Origin of the sequence: Arthrobacter sp. zg-Y916, assembly GCF_020907385.1 — a bacterium.
GTDB lineage: Bacteria > Actinomycetota > Actinomycetes > Actinomycetales > Micrococcaceae > Arthrobacter_B > Arthrobacter_B caoxuetaonis.
Window position 1 is genome coordinate 330,889 of record NZ_JAJJOD010000006.1, and the last position, 25,168, is coordinate 356,056.

At 64.5% G+C, this 25,168-nt stretch carries 26 protein-coding genes; 11 read left to right on the forward strand and 15 right to left on the reverse strand.

Annotation, left to right across the window (positions count from 1 at the left end; all coding sequences use genetic code 11):
• The first annotated feature begins 19 nt into the window (after window positions 1-19).
• Window positions 20-811 carry a 3-oxoacyl-ACP reductase gene (locus LOC59_RS11600; protein WP_229972059.1) on the forward strand — a complete coding sequence of 264 codons (792 nt, stop codon included), beginning with the start codon at window positions 20-22 and terminating at the stop codon, window positions 809-811.
• Window positions 812-886: 75 nt separating this feature from the next.
• On the opposite strand, the gene LOC59_RS11605 is transcribed toward LOC59_RS11600, so the two are convergent.
• Window positions 887-2,536 (reverse strand): catalase, encoded by a 1,650-nt coding sequence (locus LOC59_RS11605; RefSeq protein WP_229972061.1) that lies wholly within the window; start codon window positions 2,534-2,536, stop codon window positions 887-889.
• 140 nt (window positions 2,537-2,676) lie between these two features.
• On the opposite strand from LOC59_RS11605, the gene LOC59_RS11610 reads away from it, so the two are divergent.
• Complete coding sequence (locus LOC59_RS11610; protein ID WP_227895243.1) at window positions 2,677-3,105, forward strand: pyridoxamine 5'-phosphate oxidase family protein; 429 nt, start codon at window positions 2,677-2,679, stop codon at window positions 3,103-3,105.
• A 12-nt stretch (window positions 3,106-3,117) separates the two neighbouring features.
• Here LOC59_RS11610 and LOC59_RS11615 read toward each other — a convergent pair whose 3' ends face one another.
• Window positions 3,118-4,014 (reverse strand): phosphodiesterase, encoded by an 897-nt coding sequence (locus LOC59_RS11615; RefSeq protein ID WP_229972063.1) that lies wholly within the window; start codon window positions 4,012-4,014, stop codon window positions 3,118-3,120.
• 243 nt (window positions 4,015-4,257) lie between these two features.
• Here LOC59_RS11615 and LOC59_RS11620 point away from each other — a divergent pair, with 243 nt between their 5' ends.
• The 7 genes from LOC59_RS11620 to LOC59_RS11650 all read left to right on the forward strand — a co-directional run bounded on the left by LOC59_RS11620 (window position 4,258) and on the right by LOC59_RS11650 (window position 9,520).
• Window positions 4,258-4,845, forward strand: a complete 588-nt coding sequence (locus tag LOC59_RS11620) for a hypothetical protein (protein WP_331460450.1) — start codon at window positions 4,258-4,260, stop codon at window positions 4,843-4,845.
• A gap of 101 nt (window positions 4,846-4,946) precedes the next feature.
• On the forward strand, window positions 4,947-5,249 hold the full coding sequence (locus tag LOC59_RS11625) for an urease subunit gamma (RefSeq protein ID WP_227895245.1): 303 nt from the start codon (window positions 4,947-4,949) through the stop codon (window positions 5,247-5,249).
• A gap of 8 nt (window positions 5,250-5,257) precedes the next feature.
• A complete protein-coding gene (locus LOC59_RS11630; RefSeq protein ID WP_229972181.1) occupies window positions 5,258-5,578 on the forward strand; it encodes an urease subunit beta in 321 nt (106 codons plus the stop codon).
• A complete protein-coding gene (locus LOC59_RS11635) occupies window positions 5,569-7,275 on the forward strand; it encodes an urease subunit alpha (protein ID WP_229972065.1) in 1,707 nt (568 codons plus the stop codon). Before LOC59_RS11630 ends, LOC59_RS11635 begins: the two co-directional genes overlap by 10 nt.
• Before the next feature lie 8 nt (window positions 7,276-7,283).
• On the forward strand, window positions 7,284-7,979 hold the full coding sequence (locus LOC59_RS11640) for an urease accessory protein UreF (protein WP_227895247.1): 696 nt from the start codon (window positions 7,284-7,286) through the stop codon (window positions 7,977-7,979).
• On the forward strand, window positions 7,972-8,718 hold the full coding sequence (gene ureG / locus LOC59_RS11645) for an urease accessory protein UreG (RefSeq protein ID WP_227895248.1): 747 nt from the start codon (window positions 7,972-7,974) through the stop codon (window positions 8,716-8,718). The genes LOC59_RS11640 and ureG overlap by 8 nt, the downstream gene beginning before the upstream one ends.
• Entirely contained in the window at window positions 8,699-9,520 is an 822-nt protein-coding gene (locus LOC59_RS11650; RefSeq protein WP_229972067.1) for an urease accessory protein UreD, read from the forward strand. The genes ureG and LOC59_RS11650 overlap by 20 nt, the downstream gene beginning before the upstream one ends.
• Before the next feature lie 27 nt (window positions 9,521-9,547).
• On the opposite strand, the gene LOC59_RS11655 is transcribed toward LOC59_RS11650, so the two are convergent.
• From LOC59_RS11655 to LOC59_RS11680, 6 genes are all read right to left on the reverse strand, one after another.
• Window positions 9,548-11,149: a purine-cytosine permease family protein gene (locus tag LOC59_RS11655; protein ID WP_229972069.1), complete on the reverse strand. Its 1,602-nt coding sequence runs from the start codon at window positions 11,147-11,149 to the stop codon at window positions 9,548-9,550.
• Window positions 11,150-11,381: 232 nt separating this feature from the next.
• A complete protein-coding gene (locus LOC59_RS11660; RefSeq protein WP_227895251.1) occupies window positions 11,382-12,437 on the reverse strand; it encodes a zinc-dependent alcohol dehydrogenase family protein in 1,056 nt (351 codons plus the stop codon).
• Between the two features lie 152 nt (window positions 12,438-12,589).
• Entirely contained in the window at window positions 12,590-12,985 is a 396-nt protein-coding gene (locus LOC59_RS11665; RefSeq protein ID WP_227895252.1) for a YchJ family protein, read from the reverse strand.
• A 43-nt stretch (window positions 12,986-13,028) separates the two neighbouring features.
• Window positions 13,029-14,462 carry a serine/threonine-protein kinase gene (locus LOC59_RS11670; protein ID WP_227916373.1) on the reverse strand — a complete coding sequence of 478 codons (1,434 nt, stop codon included), beginning with the start codon at window positions 14,460-14,462 and terminating at the stop codon, window positions 13,029-13,031.
• Between the two features lie 175 nt (window positions 14,463-14,637).
• The gene (locus LOC59_RS11675) at window positions 14,638-15,942 is read right to left on the reverse strand and encodes an Nramp family divalent metal transporter (RefSeq protein WP_229972073.1); all 1,305 of its coding nucleotides are present in this window, start codon (window positions 15,940-15,942) and stop codon (window positions 14,638-14,640) included.
• A 278-nt stretch (window positions 15,943-16,220) separates the two neighbouring features.
• The gene (locus tag LOC59_RS11680) at window positions 16,221-16,424 is read right to left on the reverse strand and encodes a cold-shock protein (RefSeq protein WP_055240160.1); all 204 of its coding nucleotides are present in this window, start codon (window positions 16,422-16,424) and stop codon (window positions 16,221-16,223) included.
• 208 nt (window positions 16,425-16,632) lie between these two features.
• On the opposite strand from LOC59_RS11680, the gene glsA reads away from it, so the two are divergent.
• A complete protein-coding gene (glsA, locus tag LOC59_RS11685; protein WP_229972075.1) occupies window positions 16,633-18,447 on the forward strand; it encodes a glutaminase A in 1,815 nt (604 codons plus the stop codon).
• A 178-nt stretch (window positions 18,448-18,625) separates the two neighbouring features.
• Here the strand turns inward: glsA and LOC59_RS11690 are convergent, their stop codons facing one another.
• From LOC59_RS11690 to LOC59_RS11710, 5 genes are all read right to left on the reverse strand, one after another.
• Window positions 18,626-18,829: a cold-shock protein gene (locus tag LOC59_RS11690; protein ID WP_055240158.1), complete on the reverse strand. Its 204-nt coding sequence runs from the start codon at window positions 18,827-18,829 to the stop codon at window positions 18,626-18,628.
• Window positions 18,830-19,152: 323 nt separating this feature from the next.
• Window positions 19,153-19,710 carry a DUF421 domain-containing protein gene (locus tag LOC59_RS11695; protein WP_227895256.1) on the reverse strand — a complete coding sequence of 186 codons (558 nt, stop codon included), beginning with the start codon at window positions 19,708-19,710 and terminating at the stop codon, window positions 19,153-19,155.
• A gap of 113 nt (window positions 19,711-19,823) precedes the next feature.
• Window positions 19,824-20,294 carry an acyl-CoA thioesterase gene (locus LOC59_RS11700; RefSeq protein WP_227895257.1) on the reverse strand — a complete coding sequence of 157 codons (471 nt, stop codon included), beginning with the start codon at window positions 20,292-20,294 and terminating at the stop codon, window positions 19,824-19,826.
• 47 nt (window positions 20,295-20,341) lie between these two features.
• Complete coding sequence (locus LOC59_RS11705; RefSeq protein ID WP_229972077.1) at window positions 20,342-21,331, reverse strand: LLM class flavin-dependent oxidoreductase; 990 nt, start codon at window positions 21,329-21,331, stop codon at window positions 20,342-20,344.
• A gap of 103 nt (window positions 21,332-21,434) precedes the next feature.
• The gene (locus LOC59_RS11710) at window positions 21,435-21,917 is read right to left on the reverse strand and encodes an SRPBCC family protein (protein WP_229972079.1); all 483 of its coding nucleotides are present in this window, start codon (window positions 21,915-21,917) and stop codon (window positions 21,435-21,437) included.
• Between the two features lie 111 nt (window positions 21,918-22,028).
• Here LOC59_RS11710 and LOC59_RS11715 point away from each other — a divergent pair, with 111 nt between their 5' ends.
• A complete protein-coding gene (locus LOC59_RS11715) occupies window positions 22,029-22,757 on the forward strand; it encodes a DUF72 domain-containing protein (RefSeq protein ID WP_229972081.1) in 729 nt (242 codons plus the stop codon).
• A gap of 33 nt (window positions 22,758-22,790) precedes the next feature.
• Here the strand turns inward: LOC59_RS11715 and LOC59_RS11720 are convergent, their stop codons facing one another.
• On the reverse strand, window positions 22,791-23,528 hold the full coding sequence (locus tag LOC59_RS11720) for a response regulator (RefSeq protein WP_229972088.1): 738 nt from the start codon (window positions 23,526-23,528) through the stop codon (window positions 22,791-22,793).
• Window positions 23,525-25,123 (reverse strand): ATP-binding protein, encoded by a 1,599-nt coding sequence (locus LOC59_RS11725; RefSeq protein ID WP_229972090.1) that lies wholly within the window; start codon window positions 25,121-25,123, stop codon window positions 23,525-23,527. Before LOC59_RS11725 ends, LOC59_RS11720 begins: the two co-directional genes overlap by 4 nt.
• Window positions 25,124-25,168 lie beyond the last annotated feature (45 nt).

Consider the following 25,168-nt stretch of genomic DNA (forward strand, 5'->3'; position numbering starts at 1 on the left):
GGCCAAAGGAGGAAACACCATGCTGGATCCGGTCTCATCCACACCGCCTCGCCGGCTCGAAGGACGTTCTGCCGTCATTACCGGGGGCGGCAGCGGGATTGGCCTCGCCAGCGCCCGCCGGCTTGCAGCCGAAGGCGCACACGTCGTCGTCGCGGACATCGATCCGGTCGCCGGGAAAGCTGCCGCCGATGAGGTGGGAGGCCTGTTCGTTCCGGTGGACGTCACCAATGAAGAAGACGTCAAGCGCCTCTACGCGATCACCCGGGAGACCCACGGCCGGGTGGACATTGCCTTCAACAACGCCGGGATCTCCCCGCCGGATGACGCCTCGATCCTCGACACCGGAATCGACGCGTGGCGGAAAGTGCAGGAGGTCAACCTGACCTCTGTCTTCTACTGCTGCAAGTACGCCCTGCCGCACATGCTGGAAGCGGGCAAGGGCTCCATCATCAACACGGCATCCTTCGTGGCGGTCATGGGCGCGGCTACCTCACAGATTTCCTACAGCGCTTCCAAGGGCGGGGTCCTGGCGATGAGCCGGGAACTCGGCGTCGAATTCGCGCGGCAGGGGGTGCGGGTCAACGCGCTGTGCCCCGGACCGGTGAACACTCCCCTGCTGCAGGAACTGTTCGCCAAGGATCCGGAGCGGGCTGCCCGCCGGTTGGTGCACATACCGCTGGGCCGCTTCGCCGAGCCGGAGGAACTGGCCGGCGCTGTGGCGTTCCTGGCCAGCGACGACTCCTCCTTCATCACGGCCTCCACCTTTATGGTCGACGGCGGCATCTCCGGCGCGTACGTCACCCCGAACTGAGGGATTAGCGCGGACGGCGGCGGGAGGCATAAAGCCTTCCGCCGCCGTCGCGCCGTCTTCCTGGTTCCTGGCGGGTTACCGGGTGACCACCACGTGCTCATTCGGCACGCAGTGGGTCATGGTCAGGCCCTCGACGTTCCTCGGGCCGTTGGCTCCGAGGTTCTTCATGCGTTCCAGCTCTTCCTCGTTCAGGGTCTGGGTGGGAAGCGGACCCAGATCCTTGACCTCAGCCAGCCCAATGCCCAGGCCTTCGCCAACCCGCGCGCCGAGTTCGTCGTCGCACATGTAGAAGTGCCAGAGCATGCGTTCCTGGACGGGACGTGCGGCCTGGGAGATGTTGTCGACGAAGTTCTTGACCAGGTCGTCCTTCTCCCACTGCTCCATCAGCTGGTACCGCTGCCCGGCCTGCATGTAGTCATTGGTGCGCTCAAGCCTGGCGCGGGTCAGCCGCCCGTTCAGCTCCGGCCCCACCTCGGACGGGCCCTGCTTCGGAGCCTCCTGCACACCGCCGGTGATGCTGGGTTCGTAGTTGACGTGCGGGTTCTGGCCCGGGGCCAGGTCCGTGCCGTAGGACATCTGACCGCCGCGCTGGTTGGTGGCAACCTTGGCGTTCTTGGCCGAGTTGACCGGCAGCTGCAGGTAGTTCGGCCCCACCCGGTAGCGCTGGGTATCCGAATAGCTGAAGGTACGTCCCACCAGCATCTTGTCGTCGGAGAACTCCAGCCCGTCCACCAGCACACCGGTGCCGAAAGAGATCTGTTCGTTCTCATTGTGGTGGTCGGAAACGTTCCGGTTCAGCGTCATGGTACCCACCAGCCGGGGCACGAAGTCCTGCTCAGGCCAGGTCTTCGTGTCATCGAGCGGATCGAAGTCCAGTTCCGGATGGTCGTTGTCATCCATCAGCTGCACGTACAGGTCCCACTGCGGGTAGTCGCCGCGTTCAATGGCCTCATAGAGGTCCTTGGAGGCGTGGCCGAGGTCGCCGGCCTGGATGTTGGCGGCGTCCTCTTCGGTCAGGGACTTCACACCCTGCTTCGGCAGCCAGTGGTACTTGACCAGTTTGGAATCCCCATCGGCGTTGACCCAGCGGTAGGTGTTCACGCCGAATCCCTGCATGTGCCGGTAATCCGCGGGGATGCCGCGCGGGCTGAAGAGGTTAACCAGCATGTGCATGGACTCAGGGGTCTGCGACATGAAGTCGAAGATCCGGGCCGGCTCCTGGCGGAAGGTGACGGGGTCCGGCTTCAGGGAGTGGATCACGTCAGGGAACTTGATCGCGTCACGGATGAAGAAGACTCCCAGGTTGTTGCCCACCATGTCCCAGTTGCCGTCTTCGGTGTAGAACTTGACCGCAAACCCGCGCGGATCCCGTGCGGCTTCAGACGAATCCCGGCCGCCGATCACGGTGGAGAACCGGATGGCGACGTCGGTCTTCTTGCCGGGCTCCGAGAACAGTTTGGCCCGGGTGTACCTGGAAATGGGTTCTTCGCCCCATTTGCCGGTCGCCTCGAACTCTCCGTACGCCACGAACCCGCGGGCATGGACCACACGCTCGGGGATCCTCTCCCGGTCAAAGTGGCTGATCTTCTCCAGGAACTGGTAGTTCTCCAGCGTGGCAGGACCCCGGGAGCCCACGGTGCGGGTGTTTTGGTTGTCCGAGACGGGATGGCCCTGGCGGGTGGTCAGGTTCTGCTGTGCGGAGTACTGCTTTTCGTCGTCCGTCATCATGCTCTCTCTCGCTTGAGGTAAGTGCTGATCAGGTGGAATAGCTTCCGGACCCTACTCTTGTAACCTGTTGCGCCGCCGTCAACTTCGGAAGCCGCCTTACTGTGGCGGTGGGACGCGCGGCTTGACACACTGGGGTCATGACTAGCGAAGAGAAGCCTCCGGTTGTCGAGCTCACGGCTGAGGAATCCTGGAAGTACGTTGAAAAGACCTTTCACGGCCGGATCGCGACGAGCGTTGCAGGCGAGCCGGATATCTTCCCCATCAATTACTACGCCCACGACGGGGTGCTTCTTTTCCGCACGGCGCCGGGGAACAAGCTTGCCGAGCTGACGGTCAATTCCCACGTCGCCTTCGAGACCGACGGCATCATGAGTGACGAAGCCTGGTCGGTGGTCATCAAGGGCACGACCCGGGAACTCGAGCTTTCCGCAGAGATTGAAGAAGCCGAGAAACTCCCCCTGAAGCCCTGGGTGCGCACGCGCAAGAGCCGCTATGTGGAACTCACGCCGACTTCCATCTCGGGACGTTTCTTCAACCTCGGCCCGGAACCCGAAGACGAGTACTAGTCCGCTGCCGGCCTAGGCGCTGCTCAGGGTACGGGCGTCCAGTATCCGGATGCCCGCGGCATCCAGCCGGCGCCGGGTCTCTGTCTCGTCCACCCGCTCCCCCACAGTTTCCCGTTCCTCCAGCGGAACCACTGAGTGGACCACGGATTCCTCGTACACATGGATCATGTGGAACGCCTGCCCCGCGTCCTGTCCCCGGGTTCCAGGCGTTGCCAGGTCCTGCGTGTAGCACGTTGCCGACGCGACCGAGACGGGAATCCCCGCGAACGTGGTGAAGGTCGAGTAGTGCAGGTGACCGGCAATAATTGCCCGGACATCCGTGCCGGCCACGGCAGCCGCCAGGTCACGCTGGTGACGCAGTTCCACCAGGACCGTGAGGTCCTGGACGCTGGGTACGGGCGGATGGTGAAGGGCCAGGATGGTTCCCTCTGCGGCAGGCGTGCGCAGCTGGGAGCGAAGCCAGGTCAGCTGCGCGTCGCTGAGTTCGCCGTGGTGATAGCCGGGAACAGTCGAATCCAGGGTGATGATCCGCAGCCCGTTGACCTCGTAGACTCGGTCCAGGGGGGCCATGCTCGGGGCCTCGTCCAGCAGGCGTTCCTTGAACGTTTCCCTCCGGTCATGGTTGCCCATCACCCAGATGACCTTTGCTCCCATCTTGTCGGCCGCAGGTTCCACAATCGAGCGCAGGTGGTCATAGGCTTCCGCTTCGCCCTTGTCGGTGAGATCGCCGGTGAAGATGATCGCCTCGGGCTTGCGTTCAGCGGACTCCAGCCTCTCGAAGACGGCTTGGAGCTTGGCCTTGCTGTCCACCGCTCCGTAGAGCGGATCCGGGCCCGCCAGCAGATGGGTGTCGCTGAGATGGAGAATGAGATGTCGCGGCCGTGGATGTTCGGCCGGGAGGTAATCCATTGGTGACCTTCTCGTGTCGTCCAAAAGTCTTCTGCACGTGTCTGCGGGGGTGCTTGGCACCTCCTTAATCAAAGCAGAAACAAGCAGACGAAGGTAACGCAGCGGCGGTGTGTTGGGTTTACGCTCCCAATGTCGCGGCCGGGATGCCCATGGCTTTGTCCCAAGAGTCTGGCGCCGTGTCCTGCGCCGCCGTAGGCTCGGGCGTGAAAACCGCTGACCCGTGCGACCCAGTTAGGAACGACCATGAAACTCAGCCATATTCCACTGCGGCTCACCACCGGTGCCTACATCCTGAACTCGGGCCTTAACAAGCGGAACCTGGACGAAGAATCGGCGGCCGGCCTGCAGCAGATGGCGGGAAACGCCTTCCCCCAGGTCCTGGACCTGGAACCCGCCCGCTTCGGAAAGCTCTTGTCCGCGGCAGAGATTACTCTCGGACTCACCCTCCTGACTCCTTTTATTCCCAGCCGGCTCGCGGGCCTCGCGCTGGGCGCCTTCTCCGGCGGCCTGGTCACCATGTACCTCAAGACGCCTGAACTCACCGAAGAGGACGGTTTCCGGCCCTCACCGGCCGGAGTCCCGTACGCCAAGGACCTTTGGATGCTGGGAGTCGCGGGGGCCCTCATCCTGGATACGAAGAACAAAAAGAAGGTCAAGGTAGTCAAGGTGCCGACGCCGGTGAAAACGGCAGCCGCAGCAGCAGCCATCAAGACCGCGAAGGATGCCACGAACTCGACCACCAAAAAGGCTGCCAAGGCCGCCAAGACAGCTACGGCGGCCAAGGCAGCCAAGGCAGCCGCCAAAGCTGCCACGCGGGGCAAGAAGAACTAGCGAAGGCCGCGGCAGCTTCCCGGCACGGGGCCGGCAGCGGATGCAACATCCCGGAAACATCTCCGTGATTTTCCGAAACATCAAGGTGGAACAATCCACCCATGTTCCTCACACCGTCGGACACGGAAAAACTGCTGCTGAGCGTAGCCGGTATGGTCGCCCGCGACCGGCGCGACCGGGGAGTCAAACTTAACTACCCCGAAACCGTTGCCCTGCTCTCCTGCTGGGTCATGGAGCGCGCACGCGAAGGCGGACTGGTCGCAGACCTCATGAGCGAGGGACGCAGCGTCCTGACCCGTGCCGATGTGATGGAAGGTGTGCCGGAGATGATTCCGGACCTTCAAATCGAGGCCACCTTTCCCGACGGACGCAAGCTCGTCACCATCACGGAGCCGATCTCATGAACACTCCCCTGATCCCCGGCGAAGTGCGCACCGCTGAAGGCACCGTGGAAATCAACGCCGGCCGGGAAACCCGGACACTGGTAGTGGTGAACGACGGCGACCGTCCGATCCAGGTCGGGTCCCACTTCCACTTCGCGGACGTGAATTCCGCACTCTCCTTCGACCGGAGCGCCGCCGAAGGATTCCGGCTGGCCGTACCCGCCGGAACCGCCGTCCGGTTCGAACCGGGGGCTTCACGCGAGGTGACGCTCGTCCGCCTGGCCGGCGCTGCCGCTGTGCCTGGACTCCAGATCCGCACCCCTTCCGAAGGAGCCCAGGCATGCAGGTGAGCCGGCGCGAATACGCCCACCTTTACGGACCCACCGTCGGAGACCAGATCCGGCTGGCCGATACCGACCTGTGGATCTCCCCCGAGCAGGACCTGACGTTTGGCGGCGACGAATCGGTGTTCGGCGGCGGCAAGAACATCCGCGAGTCCATGGCCCAGTCCACCCGGACGTCCGCTGAGGGTGCCCCGGACCTGATCATCACGAACGTCGTGATCGTGGACCACTGGGGAATCGTCCGCGCCGACGTCGGGGTCAGGAACGGCCGGATCGCCGGGATCGGAAAATCCGGAAACCCGGACATCATGGACGGGATCGATCCTGCACTGGTGATTGGGCCCGGCACCGAGGTGGTAGCCGGCGAGGGCAAAATCCTGACGGCGGGCGGCATTGATACGCACGTGCACCTCCTGGGAACCGACGCGCTGAGGGAAGCCCTTGCCTCCGGCATTACTACGGTGGGCGGCGGCGGCACCGGACCGGCTGAAGGATCCAAGGCCACCACCGTCACTCCCGGTGCCTGGAACCTGCAGGTGATGCACCGGGCGCTGGACCACCTGCCGATGAATTTCCTGCTTTACGGCAAGGGCAACACCGTCAGCCAGGCCGCGCTGGAAGAACAGGCGCTGGCAGGCGCTGCAGGTTACAAGGTCCACGAGGACTGGGGATCCACTCCCGCAGCCATTGATGCAGCACTGACGGCGGCCGACCGCTGGGGCGTGCAGGTGGCGCTGCACGCGGACTCACTGAACGAAGCAGGATACGTCCAGGACACCCTCGCGGCCATCAAGGGCCGCGGCATCCACGTGTTCCATGCTGAGGGAGCCGGCGGCGGACATGCACCGGACATCATCACGGTGGCCGCCGCAGCCAACGTGCTGCCGGCGTCGACCAATCCCACCTTGCCGTTCACCGTCAACACCGTGGCCGAGCACCTGGACATGCTCATGGTGTGCCACCACTTGAACCCCCGCATCCCTGAGGATCTGGCCTTTGCCGAGTCGCGGATCCGCGCCAACACGATGATGGCCGAAGACGTCCTCCAGGACCTCGGAGCCATGTCCATCACCTCCTCAGATGCCCAGGCCATGGGACGCATTGGCGAGACGATTACCCGGACGTGGCAGGTGGCCCACGTGATGAAGGACTACATGGGCCCCGCCGAATCCGCCTTGCCTGCCGACAATGAGCGGGTGCGCCGCTACATTGCCAAGTACACAATCTGCCCCGCCGTAGCGCACGGGATCGACGCCGAGGTTGGCTCGGTCGAGGTCGGCAAGATGGCGGACCTGGTGCTGTGGAACCCTGCCTTCTTCGGGATCCGTCCCTCGATCGTGATCAAGGGCGGTGCCATCGTGGCCGGGCAGATGGGCGATCCGAACGCTTCGCTGCCCACCCCGCAGCCCGTCTGGATGCGCGAGGCCCTCGCCGGCACCGCTACCTCCGCACCCCACCTCTCGACGTCGTTTGTTTCCCCCGACGCACTTCAGGACGGGCTTGCCGAGAAACTGGGACTGACCCGTTCGCTGACCGCCATCAGTTCTACCCGCGGCGTCACCAAGGCCTCCCTGCCGAACAACACTGCCCTTCCCGACATCCAGGTGAACCCGGAGACCTTTTTGGTCAGCATCGACGGGCAGGTCATTGAGCCGGCGCCGGTCTCCGAGCTTCCCCTCACGCAGCGTTACACCCTGTTCTAGGCGGTCCCATGTCTGACACTGGTTCGGTGCTGGCCGGTTTCCTGCTCGCGGATTCCCGCCTGCCCTCCGGCGCCTACTCGCATTCGGCAGGCCTGGAGCCTGCGGTGCTGGCCGGGTTAGAGGTCGACGGCGTGTATCCGTACCTGCTCTCGCGGCTGCACACGGTGGTGCAAATGGAGGCCTGCGCGTCCGTCCTGGCTTTCCGCCACGCACGGCTGATCCAGTCCGGTTCAGCGGGTGCCGGCTTCTTTCCGGTGCTTGAAGCCGCCCTGGATGCGCGGACCCCGTCCGGCGCCCAGCGTGATGCCTCCCGGCGGCTCGGCCGAGGGATGCTGCGCCTGGCGGGAACGCTCAAGGGCGCGGACCCCGCCGTCGAGCGCTTGGCGGCAGAGGTACGGAAGCCCATGCGGCCAGTGGCGCTCGGCGTGACCGCCGCGGCCCTCGGAATGGGTGAAGCGTCGCTGGCCCGGCTCTGCTGCTACGACGACGCGCAGTCCGTTGTTGCTGCGGCGCTGAAACTCCTGCCCATTGACCCCATGACCGCGACCGGGTGGATCCTGGCCGCTGAAGAGACGATCGAGGCCGTCGCCGATGCCGCCCAAGGCATCCGGGGCCTCGACGAACTTCCCGCACTGAGTGCTCCCTGGATGGAGCACTGGGCCGAAGACCACACCACAAGAACAAGGAGGCTGTTCGTTGCCTGAGAACACCACACCCCCATCCACCCGTTCGCTGCGGCTCGGCGTTGCCGGTCCCGTTGGAACCGGCAAGAGCTCGCTGATCGCCACCGTCTGCCGGGCCATGTCCCAGGAACTGAACATCGGCGTGATCACCAACGACATCTACACCGATGAGGACGCACGCTTCCTCCGCTCGGCCGGTGTCCTTCCCGCGGAACGGATCCGCGCCGTCGAAACCGGGGCCTGCCCCCACACGGCTATCCGTGACGACGTCACTACCAACCTCCTGGCCGTGGAGGACCTGGAAGCCGACTTCGCTCCGCTGGACCTGGTCCTGGTCGAAAGCGGCGGGGACAACCTCACCGCCACCTTCTCCCCCGCCCTCGTGGACGCGCAGATCTTCGTCCTGGACGTTGCCGGCGGCGGAGACGTGGCCCGCAAGGGCGGACCGGGCATTGCCCGGGCGGACCTGCTGGTCATCAACAAGATTGACCTCGCCCCGCATGTGGACGTCGACGTCGAGCAGATGGTCGCCGATGCCACCGCGGCACGTGAGGGCGGACCCGTCCTGGCGCTGTCCCGCAAGCGGCAGGAAACGATCGACGAGCTCAGCACCTGGATCCGCTGGATGGTGGCCCAGCACCGCGACGGCGCGCACACTCCGCAGGACCCCGGGCCGATGGCACCGCATTTCCACGCAGATGAAGAGGGCGGCTACATCCACAGCCATGATGAGGCGCCGGGTGCCCTCCACCAGCACTGATCCCCTTCCCGCCACCACGGCGGTCAGCGGCACCCGGCCGACCCGGATTGCCGTCGAGCGCGCCGGCGACCGCGCCAGGTTCTCCGTACTGGACCAGGGTCTCTACCTGGCACCGCGGCCGGTTGCCGGCACCGCCGGACCGCTGCATCTGCGGGTTGCCCTGATCGGGATCCACATGATGCTGCTCGGCGGGGACGACGTGCGGATCGAACTGCACGTCGGATCCGGGGTGACCCTGGAAGTCATTGAGCCGGCGGGCCTGGTGGCCTACGACGCCGACGGCTGTGCATCGCGCTGGTCGCTGGACGCCGTCCTGGCGGAAGGCTCTGCCTTGATCTGGGACGGCGCGCCGTTCGTGGTGGCCGGCGGCGCCAACGTCCAGCGGGAGACCCGGGTGCGTTTCGCCGAGCGCTCCCGCGTACTGCTTCGGGAAACCCTGGTCCTGGGCCGCTCCGGTGAACCCGGCGGTGCGCTGCGCAGCGTCACCCGGCTGACAGGACCTTCCGGGGACAGCCTTTATGAAGACCTGGACCTCACCGGCATCCGGCACCGTTCCGTCGGTGTGCTCGGTGAATCCAAGGTCCTGGCCAGCGCGACGGCGGCGGGCTGGCGACCGGCGGCCGGACCACCTGCCCCCGTGGAGTCACCGGACCGCCGCCGCCAGGACCAGGCGGTTTCTGCCCACCGGTTTGAGCTGGCGGCAGAGGGCTCGGTCCTGCGTGCCATCGCAGCATCAGCCCATGAGGCCGACCGGGAAGTTGCCCCGCAGTACGCCCAGTGGAGCCAGGAGCTGCTGCGGTGAGCCGCAGCAGCTCCTGGCTCCGATTCCTTAGAATGCGTTGGTTGGTGCAGTTTCCGCTGCTGCGGGTCCCGCGTTAGGGGTGTGTTTCGGGTCAGCGGTAATAGGGCTGTTCCGGGCTGCACCCACGCGGACGAAGCGCGGCCCCTGGGGTCCATATGCGTCAGCGGGCTCCGGGAAGATGACCAGGACCAGCAGATACAGGACTGCTGCCAGCCCCAGGGAAACGGGGATGCTGAGATCTACCCCGGCAGCCAGGTTGCCCAGCGGACCCACGAACTGCCCGGGCAGGTTTACGAACATGAGTCCGGTAGCTGCGGAGACTGCCCACACTCCCATGGCACGCCAGTTCCATCCGTTGTTGAACCAGTAGAGTCCACCAACCTGCCGCCGGTTGAAGACCTGCAGGGAATCTGAGTCGTACCAGCCGCGGCGGGTCACGAAGCCGATGATCATGATGATCATCCACGGCGCGGTGCAGGTAATGATCAGGACCGCGAAGGTCGAGATGCTCTGCACCACGTTGAAGGCGAACCTGCCCACGAAAATGAAGATGATCGCCAGCGTGCCGATGAAAATCGTGGCTTGCACACGGGAAAACCGCGGGAAGACCGAGGAGAAGTCCAGGCCCGTTCCGTAGAGGGCCGTGGTGCCTGTGGACATGCCGCCGATGAGCGCGATCAGGCAGACAGGCAGGAAGTACCACGCCGGAGCGATCTCCAGCAGGCCGCCCACATAGTCGGAGTTCTCCAGGAAGACCGGAGCCTGGACAGCCACGATCGAAGCCGTGACCAGCCCGAAGAAGAACGGAACCAGAGTTGCCATCTGCGCCAGGAAAGCCGCACCCATTACTTTGATCTTGGGAGTTTCCTTGGGAATGTAGCGGGACCAGTCACCCAGGAAAGCGCCAAAGGAGATCGGGTTGGACATGGCGATGAGGGCTGCCCCGATGAAGGACGGCCAGAAAAGTGCCGCGGTCTCGGCATCAGCGCCCGGACCGAAGATCCCCGCGTAGGAGGGGTCGAAAGCACCGGCGAAAGCGAAGATTCCGAGCAGGAAAAGCGCCGAGGCCGCCACGACGGCGATCTTGTTGACCCACAGCATGAACCGGTAGCCGTAGATGCAGACGGTCAGGATGAGGACAGCGAAGACCGCGTAGGCCGCGCTGAGGGTGAACACGTTGTTTGGCAGTCCCACCAATCGGTTGGCACCGCCAACCAGCGCATCACCGGAGCTCCAGACAGAGATGGAAAAGAACGCGAAAGCGGTCAGCAGCGAGAGGAAGGACCCGACGACGCGGCCGTGGACACCGAGGTGGGCTGACGAAGAGACGGCGTTGTTGGTTCCATTCGTGGGGCCGAAGACGGCCATCGGCGCCAGGACCAGGGCCCCGGCGATTACTCCCAGGAGCGTGGCGAGCACCGCATCACGGAAGGACAAACCGAAGATGATCGGAAAGGATCCCAGGACCACTGTGGCAAAGGTGTTCGCACCTCCGAAGGAGAGACGGAACAGGTCCAGCGGGCGTGACGTGCGTTCTGGCCCGGGAATCGGCTCGATTCCGTGCTGCTCTACGCGGGTCACGGGAGGAATGGTCGCGCTCAATGCTGCCTCGGTTTCGGTAAGGGGCACGAGCTTGGTTCGTGCCGGAAAGGACGCGGAAGGACAGGGCCGCGTCACTCTTTTGACGCGAGTGTGACCACTAAACATCAGAATTTACTTATAGGACAACTTCGAAACGGGCCCGAAACATACTGCCGTCATCTAAGCGTCATGAAATGACAGGAACTGCGGCCGCAACGCGGCCGCAGTTCCTGTCGCTGGTCCGGAATCCGACGAACCCGACGGACCATGCGGAAGGTGGCTATGCCTGCAGCATCACCTTCAGCGCATCGGTCTCCGCTGCCCGGGAGAACGTGTCGTACGCCGTCATCATGTCGTGCAGCGCATACCGGTGGCTGATGAACTGTTCCGCCGGCAGCTTTCCTTCAGCGATCAGCTTCAGGAGCATGGACAGGGTATTGGTATTAACCAGGCCCATGCTGATGTCGATGTTCTCAATCCACAGCCGCGGCAGGTCCAGGCTCACCGGAGCGCCGTGCACACCCACGTTGGCCACATTCCCGCCGGGACGGACAATCTCGGTGCACATCTCGAACGTGCGCGGAATGCCCACCGCTTCCACGGCAACGTCCACGCCCCATCCGTCGGTCTGGGACATGATCTGCTCTTTCCAGTCCGCGTCACCGGAGTTGACGCCGTGCGTGGCACCGAATTTCCGTGCCTGCTGGATGCGGTTCGCATCCAGGTCGACGGCGATGATCTTCGCGGCACCGTACAGCCCGGCCGTAGCTATGACCGCCAGGCCGACCGGCCCGGCACCGATGACTGCCACCACGTCGCCGGGCTTTGTCCGGCCGTACTGCACGCCCATCTCAAAACCAGTGGGGAAAATGTCGCTCAGCAGGGTACCGTGCTCCGCCGAGACGCCTTCCGGCAGGAGATACATGGAGGTATCGGCGTAGGGCACGCGGACATACTCCGCCTGTGTTCCGTCGATCAGGTGCCCGAAGATCCAGCCAATGCCAACCTGCCCCTCATCGCCAAGACAGTGCGAGTACAGACCGTCCTTGCAGAAACTGCAGGAACCGTCGGCGGAAACGCAGGACAAGATGACCTTGTCACCCACATTGAAGGAGTTGACGCTGGAACCCTTTTCCGTGACGGTTCCGACACCCTCATGTCCCAGGATCCGGCCGGGAGTCACAGCGGGAACGTCACCCTTGAGGATGTGCAGATCCGTCCCGCAGATGGTGGTGGTGTCGATCTTGACGATGACGTCTCGGGGATCCTGGATCGTCGGATCCGGAACGTCCTTCCATGCCTTCTGTCCGGGGCCTTCATAAACGAGTGCTTTCATGGTGTCCTCGTCTGCTTAGGGTCCGACTCCTGACAGGCGCTGCGCTGAACTGCCTGTTCTCGGGAGAGCTTCCCGAAAAGGACCCTGTCCGGGCCGCCGTCGAACGTCCTTTAAGCCTAGATCCGGGCTACCTCATCGGGAAGGCCAAAGCCCTACTCGCCGTCTACATAGAGCCAACGGCCTTCTTCGCGGATGAAGCTGCTGCGCTCTCCCTGCACCCCTGCCAGGCCATCCTCGCGGTAGTGGGCTTCGAACGCGACGACGCCGGTGGAGTCCCAGGGCCCGCCGGCCTGTATGGAAAGGATGTCCAGCCTGCGCCACTTCCTCTCCGGTTCAAGTTCCAGCCGGGCAGGGCGCGCACTGGGATGCCAGGTGCGCAGCAGGTATCCGGTATCTCCGGTCACGAAGGCGGAGTACCGGGAGCGCATCAGCGCTTCCGCGGTGGGAGCCGGAACCGTGCCGGCATGGAAACGGCGGCAGCAACCTTCGTAGGTGTCCCCGCTCAGGCAGGGACAGCGCTCGGTTGGGTCAATTGCCGGAAAAGTCATCCTCTAAGTATGCGAGACGCGGCGTCTCATGCAAACAACCCGCCTACGGCGTGCCCCCGCCGGGTTCTGCGCTGGAACCGGTGCCTTGCCCGGGAATGAGGTCGTAGCGTCCGTCCTGGGACGCGTTCAGCCGGTTCGCTGCCAGGACAACCGTCACTGTCAAAACCGTCATGACCAACACGGCCAACAGAGCCCTTCCGGCCATGGCGGCCCTGCCCTGGGGAAGGCGCAGGGCGAGCGCCGGCCCATTTGCCGGTGCCCGGGTCCAGGACCGCTGCGACTGCCGATTTTCGTGGGTACGCACGGATCCGGCAGCCGGGACCCGGCCAATCGAAGGCGGCGTGGGCGGGGCAGCAGGTGTGTGAACGTCGGGATGCCGCGGTCCGCCGTCGCCGGCAAGATAAGCCGCGGCAGCCCGTTCGATGGCCGGCAACGGCGTGACGGGGTGCAGGCTGCGGTCCCCCGCATTGTCCGTCTCCGTCTGCTCGGGGGTGCCCTGCACCGCCCCATCGACAATGCTCGCCGCTGCGTCCTGGGCGGGTACGGCGCCCTGGGCGGGTACGGCGTCCTGGACGGGTACGGCGCCGGAGTCCGTCGAAAAGCCCTGGACCGGTGCTCCCGCGGACCGGTAGTCGAGCAGCGACGCGGATACTTCCGCGGCGGTAGGACGGTCCCCGGGATCACGTGCCGTCATTGAACAGAGGAGGGAGCGCCACTGCGGACCCAGACTTGCCGGGATATCCGGATCGCGGCTGAGGCGGGCGACGGCGGCTTCGAGAGGGCTGCCGCCGTACTCGATCCGTCCGGTGACGGATTCCAGCAGCACGAGTCCAAGGGAATAGATGTCCGAGGAAGTCTGGGCAGACGCGCCGGAGGCCTGCTCCGGGCTGAGGTAGTTGGCCGTGCCGAGGGTTGCACCGGTGGCCGTCATCCGGGCACCGTCCAGCATGAGTGCTATGCCAAAATCCGTGAGCTTGGCGCGCGGTGCCGTCCCGGCGACGCCCGGAGGCAGCAGGATATTCGCCGGCTTCACGTCACGGTGGACAACGCCCCTGCTGTGGATATAGGCCAAGGCGCCGGCCAGCTCGGCTCCGATGTAGGCGGCGTCGGCTGCAGGCAATGCAGCTTCCCGGAGCCTTTTGCGAAGGTCCGGGCCGTCGACGAGTTCCATGACCAGAAACGCCCGGGGTTCTCCGGCCTCTCCGTCGTCGCGTCCGGCATCATCCTTGCCGGCGTCGAACAAAGTAACGAGTCCGGGGTGGGTGAGTGACGCCAGGAGGCGTGTCTCGGTATTCTGGCGCCCGACGTCGTCGGGGTCCACAGCACTGGCTCGGAAGAGCTTCACCGCGATGCCGCGGCCAAGAGCCTCGTCCTGCCCTCGATAGACGGTGGCCATGCCACCGCGGCCAATAGGTTCGTTGAGTCGATAACGGCCCGCAATCAGACGATTCAGGCCACCCGCTGCGCTGATTTCCATGCTGAACCTTCTCTCGCCATTTAAGAGTAGCGGAGGGTTCCCGGCGCGTGGATGGGGTCCGGTGACTTCTTTTCGAAGCTGGTTTTTCCCTCGTGGAACGCCTGGCAATAAGCTAAACTGCCCCGCCGCAATCGGGTGCGGCGGGGCAGTTTAGAACGGGCTAGGAAGGGTGCTGTTAGCCGCCGAAAACGGGGGCCAGAGCCTTCCACGCCTGCTGCACGCCCAGGACGATGAACAGCAGGGCCGTGATGCCCAGGGCGATGTTCGTGTGGAGGCGGTTGGCCCATTCCTTGGGAATGCGCTTGCCGTTGAGCAGGCCCAGCAGGGTGACGGCCAGGAACGGCATGAACAGTGAGCCGAGCACGCCGTAGGCCAGGATCAGGCCGATGGGCTGGCCCAGTGCGAAGAGGATCATGGGCGGGAAGGTCAGCCACAGGACGTAGAACTTGAAGTACTTGCCGCCCACGCGGGTATCCGGGTGGCCGGATTCCTTGCCGCGCATGTTGCCCCAGAAATCGGCGAACATCAGTGAAACGCCGTTCCAGACGCCGATGATGGAGGAGAAGGACGCAGCCCAGAAGCCGACGAGGAAGCCGGTGCCCACAAAGTTGCCGTATTCCAGCTTCAGCACGTCGTAGAGGTCCAGGAGTCCCTTGTCTCCGGCACTGAGGGTGATGCCTGCGGTGCGGACAACCTCGGCTCCGACAATGAGCATGGCGACCACGAAGATGCCCGTCATCACGTAGGCCATGGAATTGTCGATGCGCATGACCTTCATCCACTTCGGCGTGTACCAGCCCTTTTCACGCAGCCAGTAGCCGTAAGCAGCGAGGGTGATGGTGCCGCCGACGCCGCCGGCCAGGGCCAGGGTGTAAACGACGCCGCCTTCGGGGATCATCGGGACAAGGCCCTTGAACATCTCCGGAATGTTGGGGGTGGCGATGACGGCCAGGCCCACAACGGTGACGAACATCAGGCCGACCAGGACGGCGGTGATCTTTTCGAACGTGGCGTACTTGCCGAACCACACCATCACGAAGCCGGCGAGGCCCATGAGGATGGCCCAGGCCCACAGCGGCAGGAACGGGAAGACCGCTGCCAGCGGAAGCGCAGCGGAGGACATCGCCGTCGCTCCGTAGACGAAGCCCCAAATCATGATGTAGGGACCGAAGTACCAGGTGGTCCAGCGTCCCAGGGAGCGCCAGCCTTCGAAGATTGTCTTGCCGGTGGCGAGCGTGAAGCGGCCGGCACCTTCCACGAGGATGATCTTCAGGATGACGCCGAGGATGACCGCCCAGAGCAGCCCGTAGCCGTAGCGTGAGCCCGCGACCAGAGTTGCGACCATATCGGCGGCACCGACGCCCGTGGCTGCCACCACAAGCCCGGGTCCAACAATCTTCCATTTGGCGGGAGCTCCGCCGTCGTCGTCTATGCGCTCGGAGTGCGGCACCGCACTCGTGCGGGCGTTATCTTCAGCCATTGGCCAGGGGTCCTATCGTGCGAGGAGCCGGGCAGGAGATCAGCCGCGGCAGTGTGCCCGGGGTCACCCGGGACATTGAATTCTCTCACAGGGGGTTGTGCTGGACCGAATTCTGTGAGTGAGCCGGGCGCACCAGCACCATGGGTCACAAGCGCCACAGGTTGGGGGCCAGCACCGTGAGGCCACTGCCGATCGAGGTGGCTTAAACAGCAGATGCAGGACGGAAACCCGTCCTGCATCTGTGCGTCCAGCTGGCCCGTGGAAGGGCCGAAGTCTTGTTAGACAGGCTGGATGTTTACCGCCTGGGGGCCCTTGGGGCCCTGCTCGGTGTCGAAGCTAACCTTCTGGTTCTCTTCGAGTGAGCGGTAGCCGCTCGCATTGATGGCGGAGTAGTGGGCGAAAACATCAGCACTGCCGTCATCGGGCTCGATGAAGCCGAAGCCCTTTTCGGAGTTGAACCATTTCACGGTACCTGTTGCCATTTTTAATCATCCTTCTGAAGCGAAACTTCTCCGACCGTCGGAGAGTTTCCAGTTGAAGTGTCCCATGAGGCGTTTTACAAAAAAAGCGGCTGACCCTGGATTCGGGTCCCGCCGCGTCAATTACAAAGGCCCAACACAACAACTGCGCCCAGCATACACGAAGGTAACGGTTACGTCACGGATGTTTTTGAACGCCTAGGCTGGAAGGATGGACTCCCCCATTGAGCACTACCTCCAACGTATCCACGCCGAGATTGCCGGCCTCAAGAACGGGCAGCCGTACAGCTCCATCCCGGCCATGGCGCACGTGGATCCGGACCATTTCGGAATCGTCCTTGCAACCGCTGACGGCTACGTCTACGAGGTTGGCGACACCAGGGAGGAGTTCAGCATCCAGTCGATCTCCAAACCGTTTACCTACGGACTTGCCCTCGCTGACCGCGGAATGGAGGAGGTTGATGCGAAGGTTGACGTAGAACCCTCGGGTGATTCCTTCAACGAGATTTCGCTGGCGGAGGGAACGGGCCGGCCGGCAAACGCCATGATCAATGCGGGCGCCCTCACGGCAACCTCACTCGTACGCGGAGCCGGCGGCAATTCGCGGTTCAAGCGGATCCTCAATACATATTCCGCTTTTGCCGGTCGGCAATTATCCGTCAGCGAACGCATATACCAGTCAGAACTAAAGTCCGGCCACCGCAATCATGCCCTGGGCTATTTGCTGCGGAGTTTCGACATTATCGAATCCGACCCGGCGCCGGTTATCCAAGACTACTTCCGCCAGTGCTCCGTGATGGTCAACGCGCTCGATCTGGCCATGATGGCCGCTACCCTGGCCAACGCAGGACGCAATCCGCTCACCAATGACCAGGTCCTGGATATCGCATCCGTCGAGCGGGTCCTCTCGGTCATGGCCACGTGCGGGATGTACGACGATGCAGGCTCCTGGATGAGCAGCGTCGGCATGCCCGCCAAGTCCGGCGTGGGCGGCGGAACGATTGCCGTACTGCCCGGCCAGATCGGCTTGGCGGTCTACTCTCCGCCGTTGGACGGGCACGGCAGCAGCGTCCGGGGCGTGGCCGTCAGCCAGCGGCTGTCCCACGACCTTGAACTGCACTTCGTCCGGGCCGGCCGCACGGGAAAATCCGCCCTGCGCGGCTCCTACGACATCGGCACCACACCCTCGGGTATCCGCCGCAGCGAAGACGCCGCTGCACTGCTGCGTGCCAACGCCCACCGTGCCAGGATCCTGGAACTAAACGGCGACCTGCTCTTCGCCGGCGCCGAGGCCATGGTGCGCGAACTCGCCTCACTGGAGGACGACGTCGTGCTGGTGGTCCTGGACCTGCGCAGTGTGGATGAGGTCTCGGGCGTCGCCCTGCGCATGTTCACTGAGGCAGCCAGCATGCTCGCGGAGTCCGGACGGCAGCTGGCCGTAGTGGACTCAGCCGGTGACGTGCCGGCTGCGCTGGCGGAAGGGGGCCAGCCGGTGGCCGCCTTCGGGACCCGGTCCGCCGCGGTGGAGTGGTGTGAGGAGGAGCTGCTGCGCCGCTACGGCGCGGACCTTGTGCAGCCCGAACGTATCCTCCCGGCGGACTCCCCCGCACTGGCACCGCTCGATGCGGAGGCGGCCAAGGACCTGGCCGGACGGATGGAAGAGCTCAGCTACCAGGACGGAGAGGTGATCCGCAGGATCGGCCAGCGCTTCAGCGGTGTCTACTTCATCGCTTCCGGCCACGTCCAGACACTGATGCCGGGCCCCAGCGGCCATCGGGTCAAGCTGAACCGGCTGGGGGCGGGAATGACGTTCGGCGAAATGGCGCTGGGAGAAGACAAGCGGCAGGAAACCACGGTCAAAGCCGACGGCGACGTCACTCTCTGGCGGCTGCCGGCAGAGGAAATCAGCCGCATGGAAGAAAATGAGCCCCGGCTGGCGCTGCAGCTCTGGCGGGCCCTGACGCAGGATGCCTACACCCGAGTGGAGCAGTACCTGCGCGAGACGGCTGTACGCGTGGAGGACTAGCCCTCCCTTTCGGCGCCGGCCACAACCATCGAGAGGCCAGTTACGGCTCGTTTGAACGCTCAAATGAGCCGTAACTGGCCTCTCGGCGGGAGGGGTTAAACAAGAAGAGCAGGACGGTTGCCCGTCCTGCTCTTCTTTTTAGATGCCTGCCTTAGCGGCGGCGTCTAGGCTTCTGAAATTAGAGGCCCTGAATGTTCGTGGCCTGCGGACCCTTGGGGCCCTGCTCGGTGTCGAAGGAGACCTTCTGGTTCTCTTCGAGGGACTTGTAGCCGCTGGAGTTGATAGCGGAGTAGTGAGCGAAGACGTCGGCGCTGCCGTCGTCGGGCTCAATGAAGCCGAAGCCCTTTTCGGAGTTGAACCATTTCACGGTACCTGTAGCCATTTTAATATTCCTTCTGCATTGAAACACTTCCCGACTTTCGGGAGGTTTCAGTCGCGGTGTTCCTTTACCGCTTTTACAGAAAAGCGGCTAGCCCGTTTGGGTTTCGCCACTTGAAATACAAAATGCGCAACACAACAACTGAGAAAGACTCTACACTACTTTTGGCCGGTCCGCGACCACACCCCTCCGCCAGGCGTTCATTCCCCCTCGCCACAGGGCAGTTACGGCTGCTTTCACGGCTGGCTTTCACGGCTGGCTTTCACGGTCCGGCGGAACCCTGGCCGCCGTACATGGACTCTCCGCGGAAGGCCCCTGGCCGGGGATCATTCGGGCATGAGCAGCTCTTTGGGGATGAGGGCGCGGTCCTCGATCCGGCGCAGCAGCAGGGGATCTATCTGCTTCCCCCGCCGGAGCACACTCACGTCCCCCGTGGGCTCCAGGATGACCAGCGACACCTCCGAGAAGTTGCGGATCCCGGCCTGGCGGAGCTTGAAGTACAGTTCATCGTCCTGGATCCGGGCCCGCCTGAGCGCTCCTGACAAGACCTGCTCCCCCGCCATCAGCAGGATGGGCTTGCTGGTGAGGTAGGCCCCGCGCTTGCTCCTTCGCAGGTATCCCTCCAGCCGCAGCATCACAAACATCGTCGCCAGGCCGATGATGCCGGCCGCAAGCGTGGGCGTGTAGCCCAGGATCACGCGTCCCAGCACTGAACCGAGCGCAATCACGATCGCTTTGTCCAGCGTGGACCAGCTCGCCAGCGCCCGCTGGCCGAAGCCGCGGACCATCAGGAAGAAGACGAGGTAGATCCCAAAGGACGAGATGACGACCCACAGGGCGTCAATGGGGGTGATGCCAAGGCTGGTCCACAGGTTGTTCCACACGACGGGCCTCCTTACGGGCGCGGCGGATCCCCCGGTTTTCCGCTCCGTTGGCAGCTGGCCACGTTGGCCGCTTTCCCGAATGGTAGTCCGGCCGCCGCAGCGGCTGACACCCGTCAGGAAAAGACAGACGCTCCGGAGTGGGGCCCCACCAACGCCCGCTGCGCCTCGCTCACCCGCAGCAGCCTGCCCGAAACAGCGTCCACGAAGGCCAAGGTCGTTTCGGCCTTGATGCATGCCACACCGGTCACCGGGTCCGAAACCCGGTAGGAGATAGCAAGGCTTGCGCCTTTAACCGAGCTGATCCACAGGTCGACGTCGGCGGGCACATTGCGGTACTCCAGCGGCGCCAGGTACTTGACCCTGTGTTCGGAGACCAGGGACTGGACATGCCCCGGCACGGAATCGAACAGGGCCACCGGCGGCCGTACACCGGGCGCTCCGGTGCCGGCCGGCGGTCCGAAAGCCAGGATCCGCGCCTCTTCCAGCATCCGGAGCACCTCGACGTTGTTCACGTGCCCGTAGGCGTCCATGTCCGACCAGCGCATGGGAACCTTGACGCGGATGGCAGGGGAAGACGTCGTCATGGATTTGATTCTGGCATATGTCCACGGCCCCGCCCGGCCGCACCTGCCTAGGCCTGGACGGGCTGCATGGCCTGGGACAGCAGGGTGAACGAATGCAGGCGCTGCTCGAGCGTGGGGGCATGTGTGGCAACGATGAGCTCGTCGGCACCGGCATGGCCGGCGAACCAGTCGAGGTACTCACGCACCTCCACGGTGGTGCCCACTGCGGAGTAGTGCCCCATCATCTTGATGTGCTGGCCGGCCGGAGATTCAAGCACCAGGTCCGCTTCCTCGTCCGTGTACGTGCGGTCTTTGCCCAGCAACTGGGTCACGCGGCGGCGCTGGGACTGCAGGAAGATTTCCTGCGCTTCCTCCGCAGTGTCCGCCGCCAGGACGTTAACGCCGGCGATGACATAGGGCTCGGCCAGCTGGGCGGAGGGCTGGAACTCCCTGCGGTAGAGGGCGACGGCGTCCTGCAGGGCCTGCGGCGCGAAATGGGACGCGAAGGAGTACGGCAGGCCCAGGGCGGCAGCCAGCCGGGCGCCGAACAGCGAGGACCCCAGGATGTACAGCGGCACGTTGGTGCCCTTTCCCGGAATGGCGTCGATGCCGGGGATCAGGCTGTTGCCGGTGAGGTAGCCCTGCAGTTCCTGGACATCCCGGGGGAAGGAATCGGCGGCCATCGGATCCCGCCGCAGCGCACGCAGGGTCTTCTGGTCACTGCCCGGGGCACGGCCGAGCCCGAGGTCGATCCTGCCCGGGTACAGGGACTCGAGGGTGCCGAACTGCTCGGCAATGGTCAGGGGCGCATGGTTGGGCAGCATGATGCCTCCTGCGCCCAGCCGGATGGCGGACGTGTTGGCGCCGATGAAGGAGATCAGGACGCTCGTGGCCGACGAGGCGATCGTAGGCATGTTGTGGTGCTCGGCGTACCAGATCCGCCGGTACCCCAATCCTTCGGCGTGCCGGGCAAGCGCCAGGCTGTCGCGGAACGACTCAGCGGCAGTCCCGCCCTCGTCAATGGAAGCGAAATCGAGGATGGAAAGCGGGTACGTCATGGAACACTGGCCTTTCGTTGTGCACGTCTTGTCCTGTCGCCGGCCACGGTGCATGCCGAACCAGCGGACCTAGCTGTGCAACCGCGAAAGACTGCGGGTTATTTCATGCGCTTCGGGCGAGGTAGTTTGCGAGCCGGTGGAAGGACTGCTCCCATCCGGTTTCATGGCCGTCCCTGTCCCGGGTGTCTGGAAACGGCCCCTGCTGGAACGTCATGTGGGTGCCGGCGTCGTGCGGCTCCAGGTCCACGGTTATCAAGGTGACGTTGCTGGCCGGAGTTCCATCCGGCTGTTCCCACTGCTGGGTCATGGAAAGGTGGTCCGGCGGATCCAGCCGTTCCAGGGTTCCGCCCCACCACAGTTCGTCCCCCGTGATGGTGTTGACCATGCAGGCCTTGTAGCTGCCCCCTTCCCTGTCGTCCACGCTGACCCGGTCCGCCGGGACAATGAACCCTTCGGGACCCCACCAGTCGGTCGCATTGGCGAAATCGGTCCAGGCTCGGTACACCGCGGCCGGTTCAGCGCTGAAGTCCCGGACCATGCGCAGATAGATTCCTCGGCCGGAACCTGTGCTCTCTCGCTGTGCCATAGCGGATCCTTTCGCTCAGGGGACACGGGATAGTACAAGTGTGCGTCCGCAACGGACACCGCGGTACGGCCATCGGCGAGATTTCCGGGCGCCGGGAGTACCTTGGGTCCGGTGAGCAGACTACGGATCGGGACCTCGGGCTGGACATATAACCACTGGCGGAGGCAGCTCTATCCTGCCGGCCTGCCCGCTGGAAAGTGGCTTGAGTACTACGCCGGGCACTTCGACACGGTGGAGTTCAACGGCAGCTTCTACCGGTGGCCGCGCGAGGAGGCCTTTGCCCGCTACCGGGACCGGCTGCCGCAGGACTTCGAATTCTCGGTGAAGGCACCCCGCGGCCTCACCCACGCCCGAAAGCTGCGGGAACCGGAGGTCTGGATCGGGCGCATCACCCGCTGCTGGAAAGAGCTGGGCAGCAAGGCCGGCGTCCTGCTCCTGCAGCTGCCGCCGGATATGGAGCGCGACGACGCCCGGCTGGCCGCCGTCCTCTCGGCGCTGCCTGATTCGATCCGGGTGGCCGTCGAGTTTCGGCATGACACATGGAACCAGCCCGGAGTTTTCGACCTGCTGGCCAAGCACAACGCTGCCTACTGCGTGATGAGCGGGGCCCGGCTCCCCTGCATCCTCGAAGCCACGGCGGATTTCGTCTACGTCCGCCTCCACGGGCCGGACCACCACACACTGTATGCCGGTTCCTATTCGGACGATGAGCTCCACTGGTGGGCGGAGCGCATCAGGGAATGGCGGGCGGGCGGCCGCGACGTCTATGCCTATTTCAACAACGACGGCGAAGGCGCGGCGGTTCACAACGCACGGCGGCTTGGGGAACTCCTTTCCTGAAGTGCCGGCCGGGCGTGGGAAATACGGAGGGAATCATCCTCCGGTCCCCAACCACCGGTAGAACTTCTCCGGGCGGCCGGCGTCGCCGTATCGCGGCGTAACGGCGGCCAGCCCCCGCGTCACGAGGAATTCGAGGTAGCGGCGCGCACTGACCCTGGCCAGCCCAACACCGGCGGCAACTGCCGAGGCCGAGCTTTCCCCGCTTTTTTCGAGTTCCCGCACGACAGCCGCGAGTGTTGGTTCAGAAAGCCCTTTCGGCAGTCCCGCCCATGTCACCGGTGACGGCGCGGAAGCGGTTGGTCGAAGCAGGCGGTCGATGCTCGCCTGGTCGAGGGCTTCCGCGGGTCCCTCCGGCCGTATGAGCTGTGCCCGTGCCTGCAGGTATGCATCCAGCCGGTCCAGCAGCACACGGAAGCCAAACGGCTTGACCAGATAGTGCAGCACCCCGCCGGCCATCGCTGCGCGGACCGTTTCCAGCTCACGGGCGGCCGTAATGGCGAAGATATCCACGGGTTCCCCGGGCATGTTCCGTGCTGCACGCAGGACCTCGATGCCGGACATGTCCGGCAGGTGGATGTCCAGAAGCACCAGCTCCGGTTGAAGCGCTGCAATCATTTCCAGCGCCTGGGCTCCGGTATGCGCGGTCGCTGCCACTTCGAAACCCCCGTGTGCGAGCAGGAATCCGCTGTGCAATCCCGCGACTTCCCGGTCATCGTCGATCACCAGGGTGCGTACCAGCCGGGTCTTCACTGGTTCGGGCATCGTGCTCATCTGCTCTCCATGCCTGTGTCCCGGACGCTGTCCGAAATACCGTTTTCCGCTTGTCCAGGACCCAAATCGACGGTGATTTGGGCCCCTCCCTCCGATGAATGCGTGATGAGCACGCTCCCGCCGCGGCGGGAGGCGATCCGTGAGACCAGTGCCAGGCCGAAGCCCCGCGTCCCAGGACCGCCCGGATCCTTGGTTGAGTACCCTTCCCGCAGCACAAGTTCGCGGCTGCCGGCCGGGATGCCCGGCCCGTTGTCGGCAACAGTGATCCGCTGCCGGCCGGATTCCCTGTTCAACGAGACACGGATGCTTCCTCCGGCCTCCACCGCATCCATGGCGTTGTCCATCAAGTTCCCCAGCACGGTCACACAGTCCGTGGTTCCATCAGGGACCAGGTCCGGACCGGGTTCCAGGACCAGCTCGATTCCCTTTTCTTCGCACAGGCTGCCCTTGGCCATCAAGAGGGCGGCACTGTCCGGATCGGTAATGCCCTCCGTGGTCGTGGCGGAGAGCAGCGAACCGCCGTGCCCGGACCGCGCAATGAAGTCGACCGCCTGCCCGGTATGTCCGAGTTCCAGCAGCCCGGAAATCACGTGCATGCGGTTCGCGAATTCGTGGGCCTGGGCACGAAGGGCCGAGGTTGCATCCCGCTCGCCATCCAGATCCTGCAGCAGCTGATGCAATTCCGTGCGGTCCCGGAGAATCAGCACGCCGCCGGTCCTGCGGCCGTCGACCATTGCCCCTGCGGCGCGGGCCAGCAGCACCCTTTCCCCGGCCAGCACGGTTTCATCGGTAGCACCCGCAGAGCGCAGCATGGCCACGAGGTTCTCGGGCAGGACCTCGTCTGCCGGCCGGCCTTCAGCCGTGGCCGGCAGGTCCAGCAGGCGCCGGGCCTCATCGTTGACGAGTGCAACGTTGCCCCGCTCATCCACGGCGACCATCCCTTCCCCGATGGCGTGCAGCATGGCGTCACGGGTCTTGAGCAGCTGGGCGATCTCCTCCGGTTCCAGCCGGTAGATCCGTTTCCAGACCAGGCCGGAGAGCCAGCTGGCGCCGGCGAAACCGAGCACGGCCGCGGCGATCAGCCACGCAATCAGCTCCGGCATGTCTTCCTGGAGCTCCGCCTGCAGCTCGGATTCCAGGATCCCCACTGAAGCCGTGCCGATAACCCTTGCGTCTTCCGAAAACACCGGAACCTTGACCCGCCACGACGTGCCCAGGGTTCCGGTTTGTGTCCCCACATAGACGTCACCGGCGAGCGGCACGGAAGGATCGGTGGATACCTTGCTCCCAATCAGAGCCGGGTTGGGGTGCGAATAGCGGATTCCGGCGTGGTCGGTCACCACCACGTACGTCATGCCCGTGGCCTGGGTAATGAGGTCGGCGATGGGCTGGATCTCCGCGCTGGGATTCTCCTCGCCAAACGCCTGGATGACAGACGGAAGCTGCGCGACTGACTTGGCCACGCCGACCATACGGGCCTCATACGCGTCCCGTATCTGGTCGGCTTGCATGCGCACCGCCACGGAACCTGCCACCAGGACGACGACGAGCACAATCAGCAGCTGCAGCAGGAACAACTGTGACCTGAGCGACATCGATCCAAGCATGGGCACATCTTCGCACGCTCCCGGGCCCGTCCC

What these genes read in the sequence shown, in the direction of transcription:
- LOC59_RS11675 (WP_229972073.1), bottom strand. Translation starts at nt 15,942, where the DNA reads ATGGCTGAAGATAACGCCCGCACGAGTGCGGTGCCGCACTCCGAGCGC.
- LOC59_RS11610 (WP_227895243.1), top strand. Translation starts at nt 2,677, where the DNA reads ATGACTAGCGAAGAGAAGCCTCCGGTTGTCGAGCTCACGGCTGAGGAA.
- LOC59_RS11670 (WP_227916373.1), bottom strand. Translation starts at nt 14,462, where the DNA reads ATGGAAATCAGCGCAGCGGGTGGCCTGAATCGTCTGATTGCGGGCCGT.
- LOC59_RS11705 (WP_229972077.1), bottom strand. Translation starts at nt 21,331, where the DNA reads ATGACGTACCCGCTTTCCATCCTCGATTTCGCTTCCATTGACGAGGGC.
- LOC59_RS11720 (WP_229972088.1), bottom strand. Translation starts at nt 23,528, where the DNA reads ATGAGCACGATGCCCGAACCAGTGAAGACCCGGCTGGTACGCACCCTG.
- LOC59_RS11665 (WP_227895252.1), bottom strand. Translation starts at nt 12,985, where the DNA reads ATGACTTTTCCGGCAATTGACCCAACCGAGCGCTGTCCCTGCCTGAGC.
- LOC59_RS11635 (WP_229972065.1), top strand. Translation starts at nt 5,569, where the DNA reads ATGCAGGTGAGCCGGCGCGAATACGCCCACCTTTACGGACCCACCGTC.
- LOC59_RS11640 (WP_227895247.1), top strand. Translation starts at nt 7,284, where the DNA reads ATGTCTGACACTGGTTCGGTGCTGGCCGGTTTCCTGCTCGCGGATTCC.
- LOC59_RS11605 (WP_229972061.1), bottom strand. Translation starts at nt 2,536, where the DNA reads ATGACGGACGACGAAAAGCAGTACTCCGCACAGCAGAACCTGACCACC.
- LOC59_RS11620 (WP_331460450.1), top strand. Translation starts at nt 4,258, where the DNA reads ATGAAACTCAGCCATATTCCACTGCGGCTCACCACCGGTGCCTACATC.
- LOC59_RS11725 (WP_229972090.1), bottom strand. Translation starts at nt 25,123, where the DNA reads ATGTCGCTCAGGTCACAGTTGTTCCTGCTGCAGCTGCTGATTGTGCTC.
- LOC59_RS11710 (WP_229972079.1), bottom strand. Translation starts at nt 21,917, where the DNA reads ATGGCACAGCGAGAGAGCACAGGTTCCGGCCGAGGAATCTATCTGCGC.
- LOC59_RS11600 (WP_229972059.1), top strand. Translation starts at nt 20, where the DNA reads ATGCTGGATCCGGTCTCATCCACACCGCCTCGCCGGCTCGAAGGACGT.
- LOC59_RS11700 (WP_227895257.1), bottom strand. Translation starts at nt 20,294, where the DNA reads ATGACGACGTCTTCCCCTGCCATCCGCGTCAAGGTTCCCATGCGCTGG.
- LOC59_RS11680 (WP_055240160.1), bottom strand. Translation starts at nt 16,424, where the DNA reads ATGGCAACAGGTACCGTGAAATGGTTCAACTCCGAAAAGGGCTTCGGC.
- LOC59_RS11660 (WP_227895251.1), bottom strand. Translation starts at nt 12,437, where the DNA reads ATGAAAGCACTCGTTTATGAAGGCCCCGGACAGAAGGCATGGAAGGAC.
- glsA (WP_229972075.1), top strand. Translation starts at nt 16,633, where the DNA reads ATGGACTCCCCCATTGAGCACTACCTCCAACGTATCCACGCCGAGATT.
- LOC59_RS11690 (WP_055240158.1), bottom strand. Translation starts at nt 18,829, where the DNA reads ATGGCTACAGGTACCGTGAAATGGTTCAACTCCGAAAAGGGCTTCGGC.
- LOC59_RS11615 (WP_229972063.1), bottom strand. Translation starts at nt 4,014, where the DNA reads ATGGATTACCTCCCGGCCGAACATCCACGGCCGCGACATCTCATTCTC.
- LOC59_RS11625 (WP_227895245.1), top strand. Translation starts at nt 4,947, where the DNA reads ATGTTCCTCACACCGTCGGACACGGAAAAACTGCTGCTGAGCGTAGCC.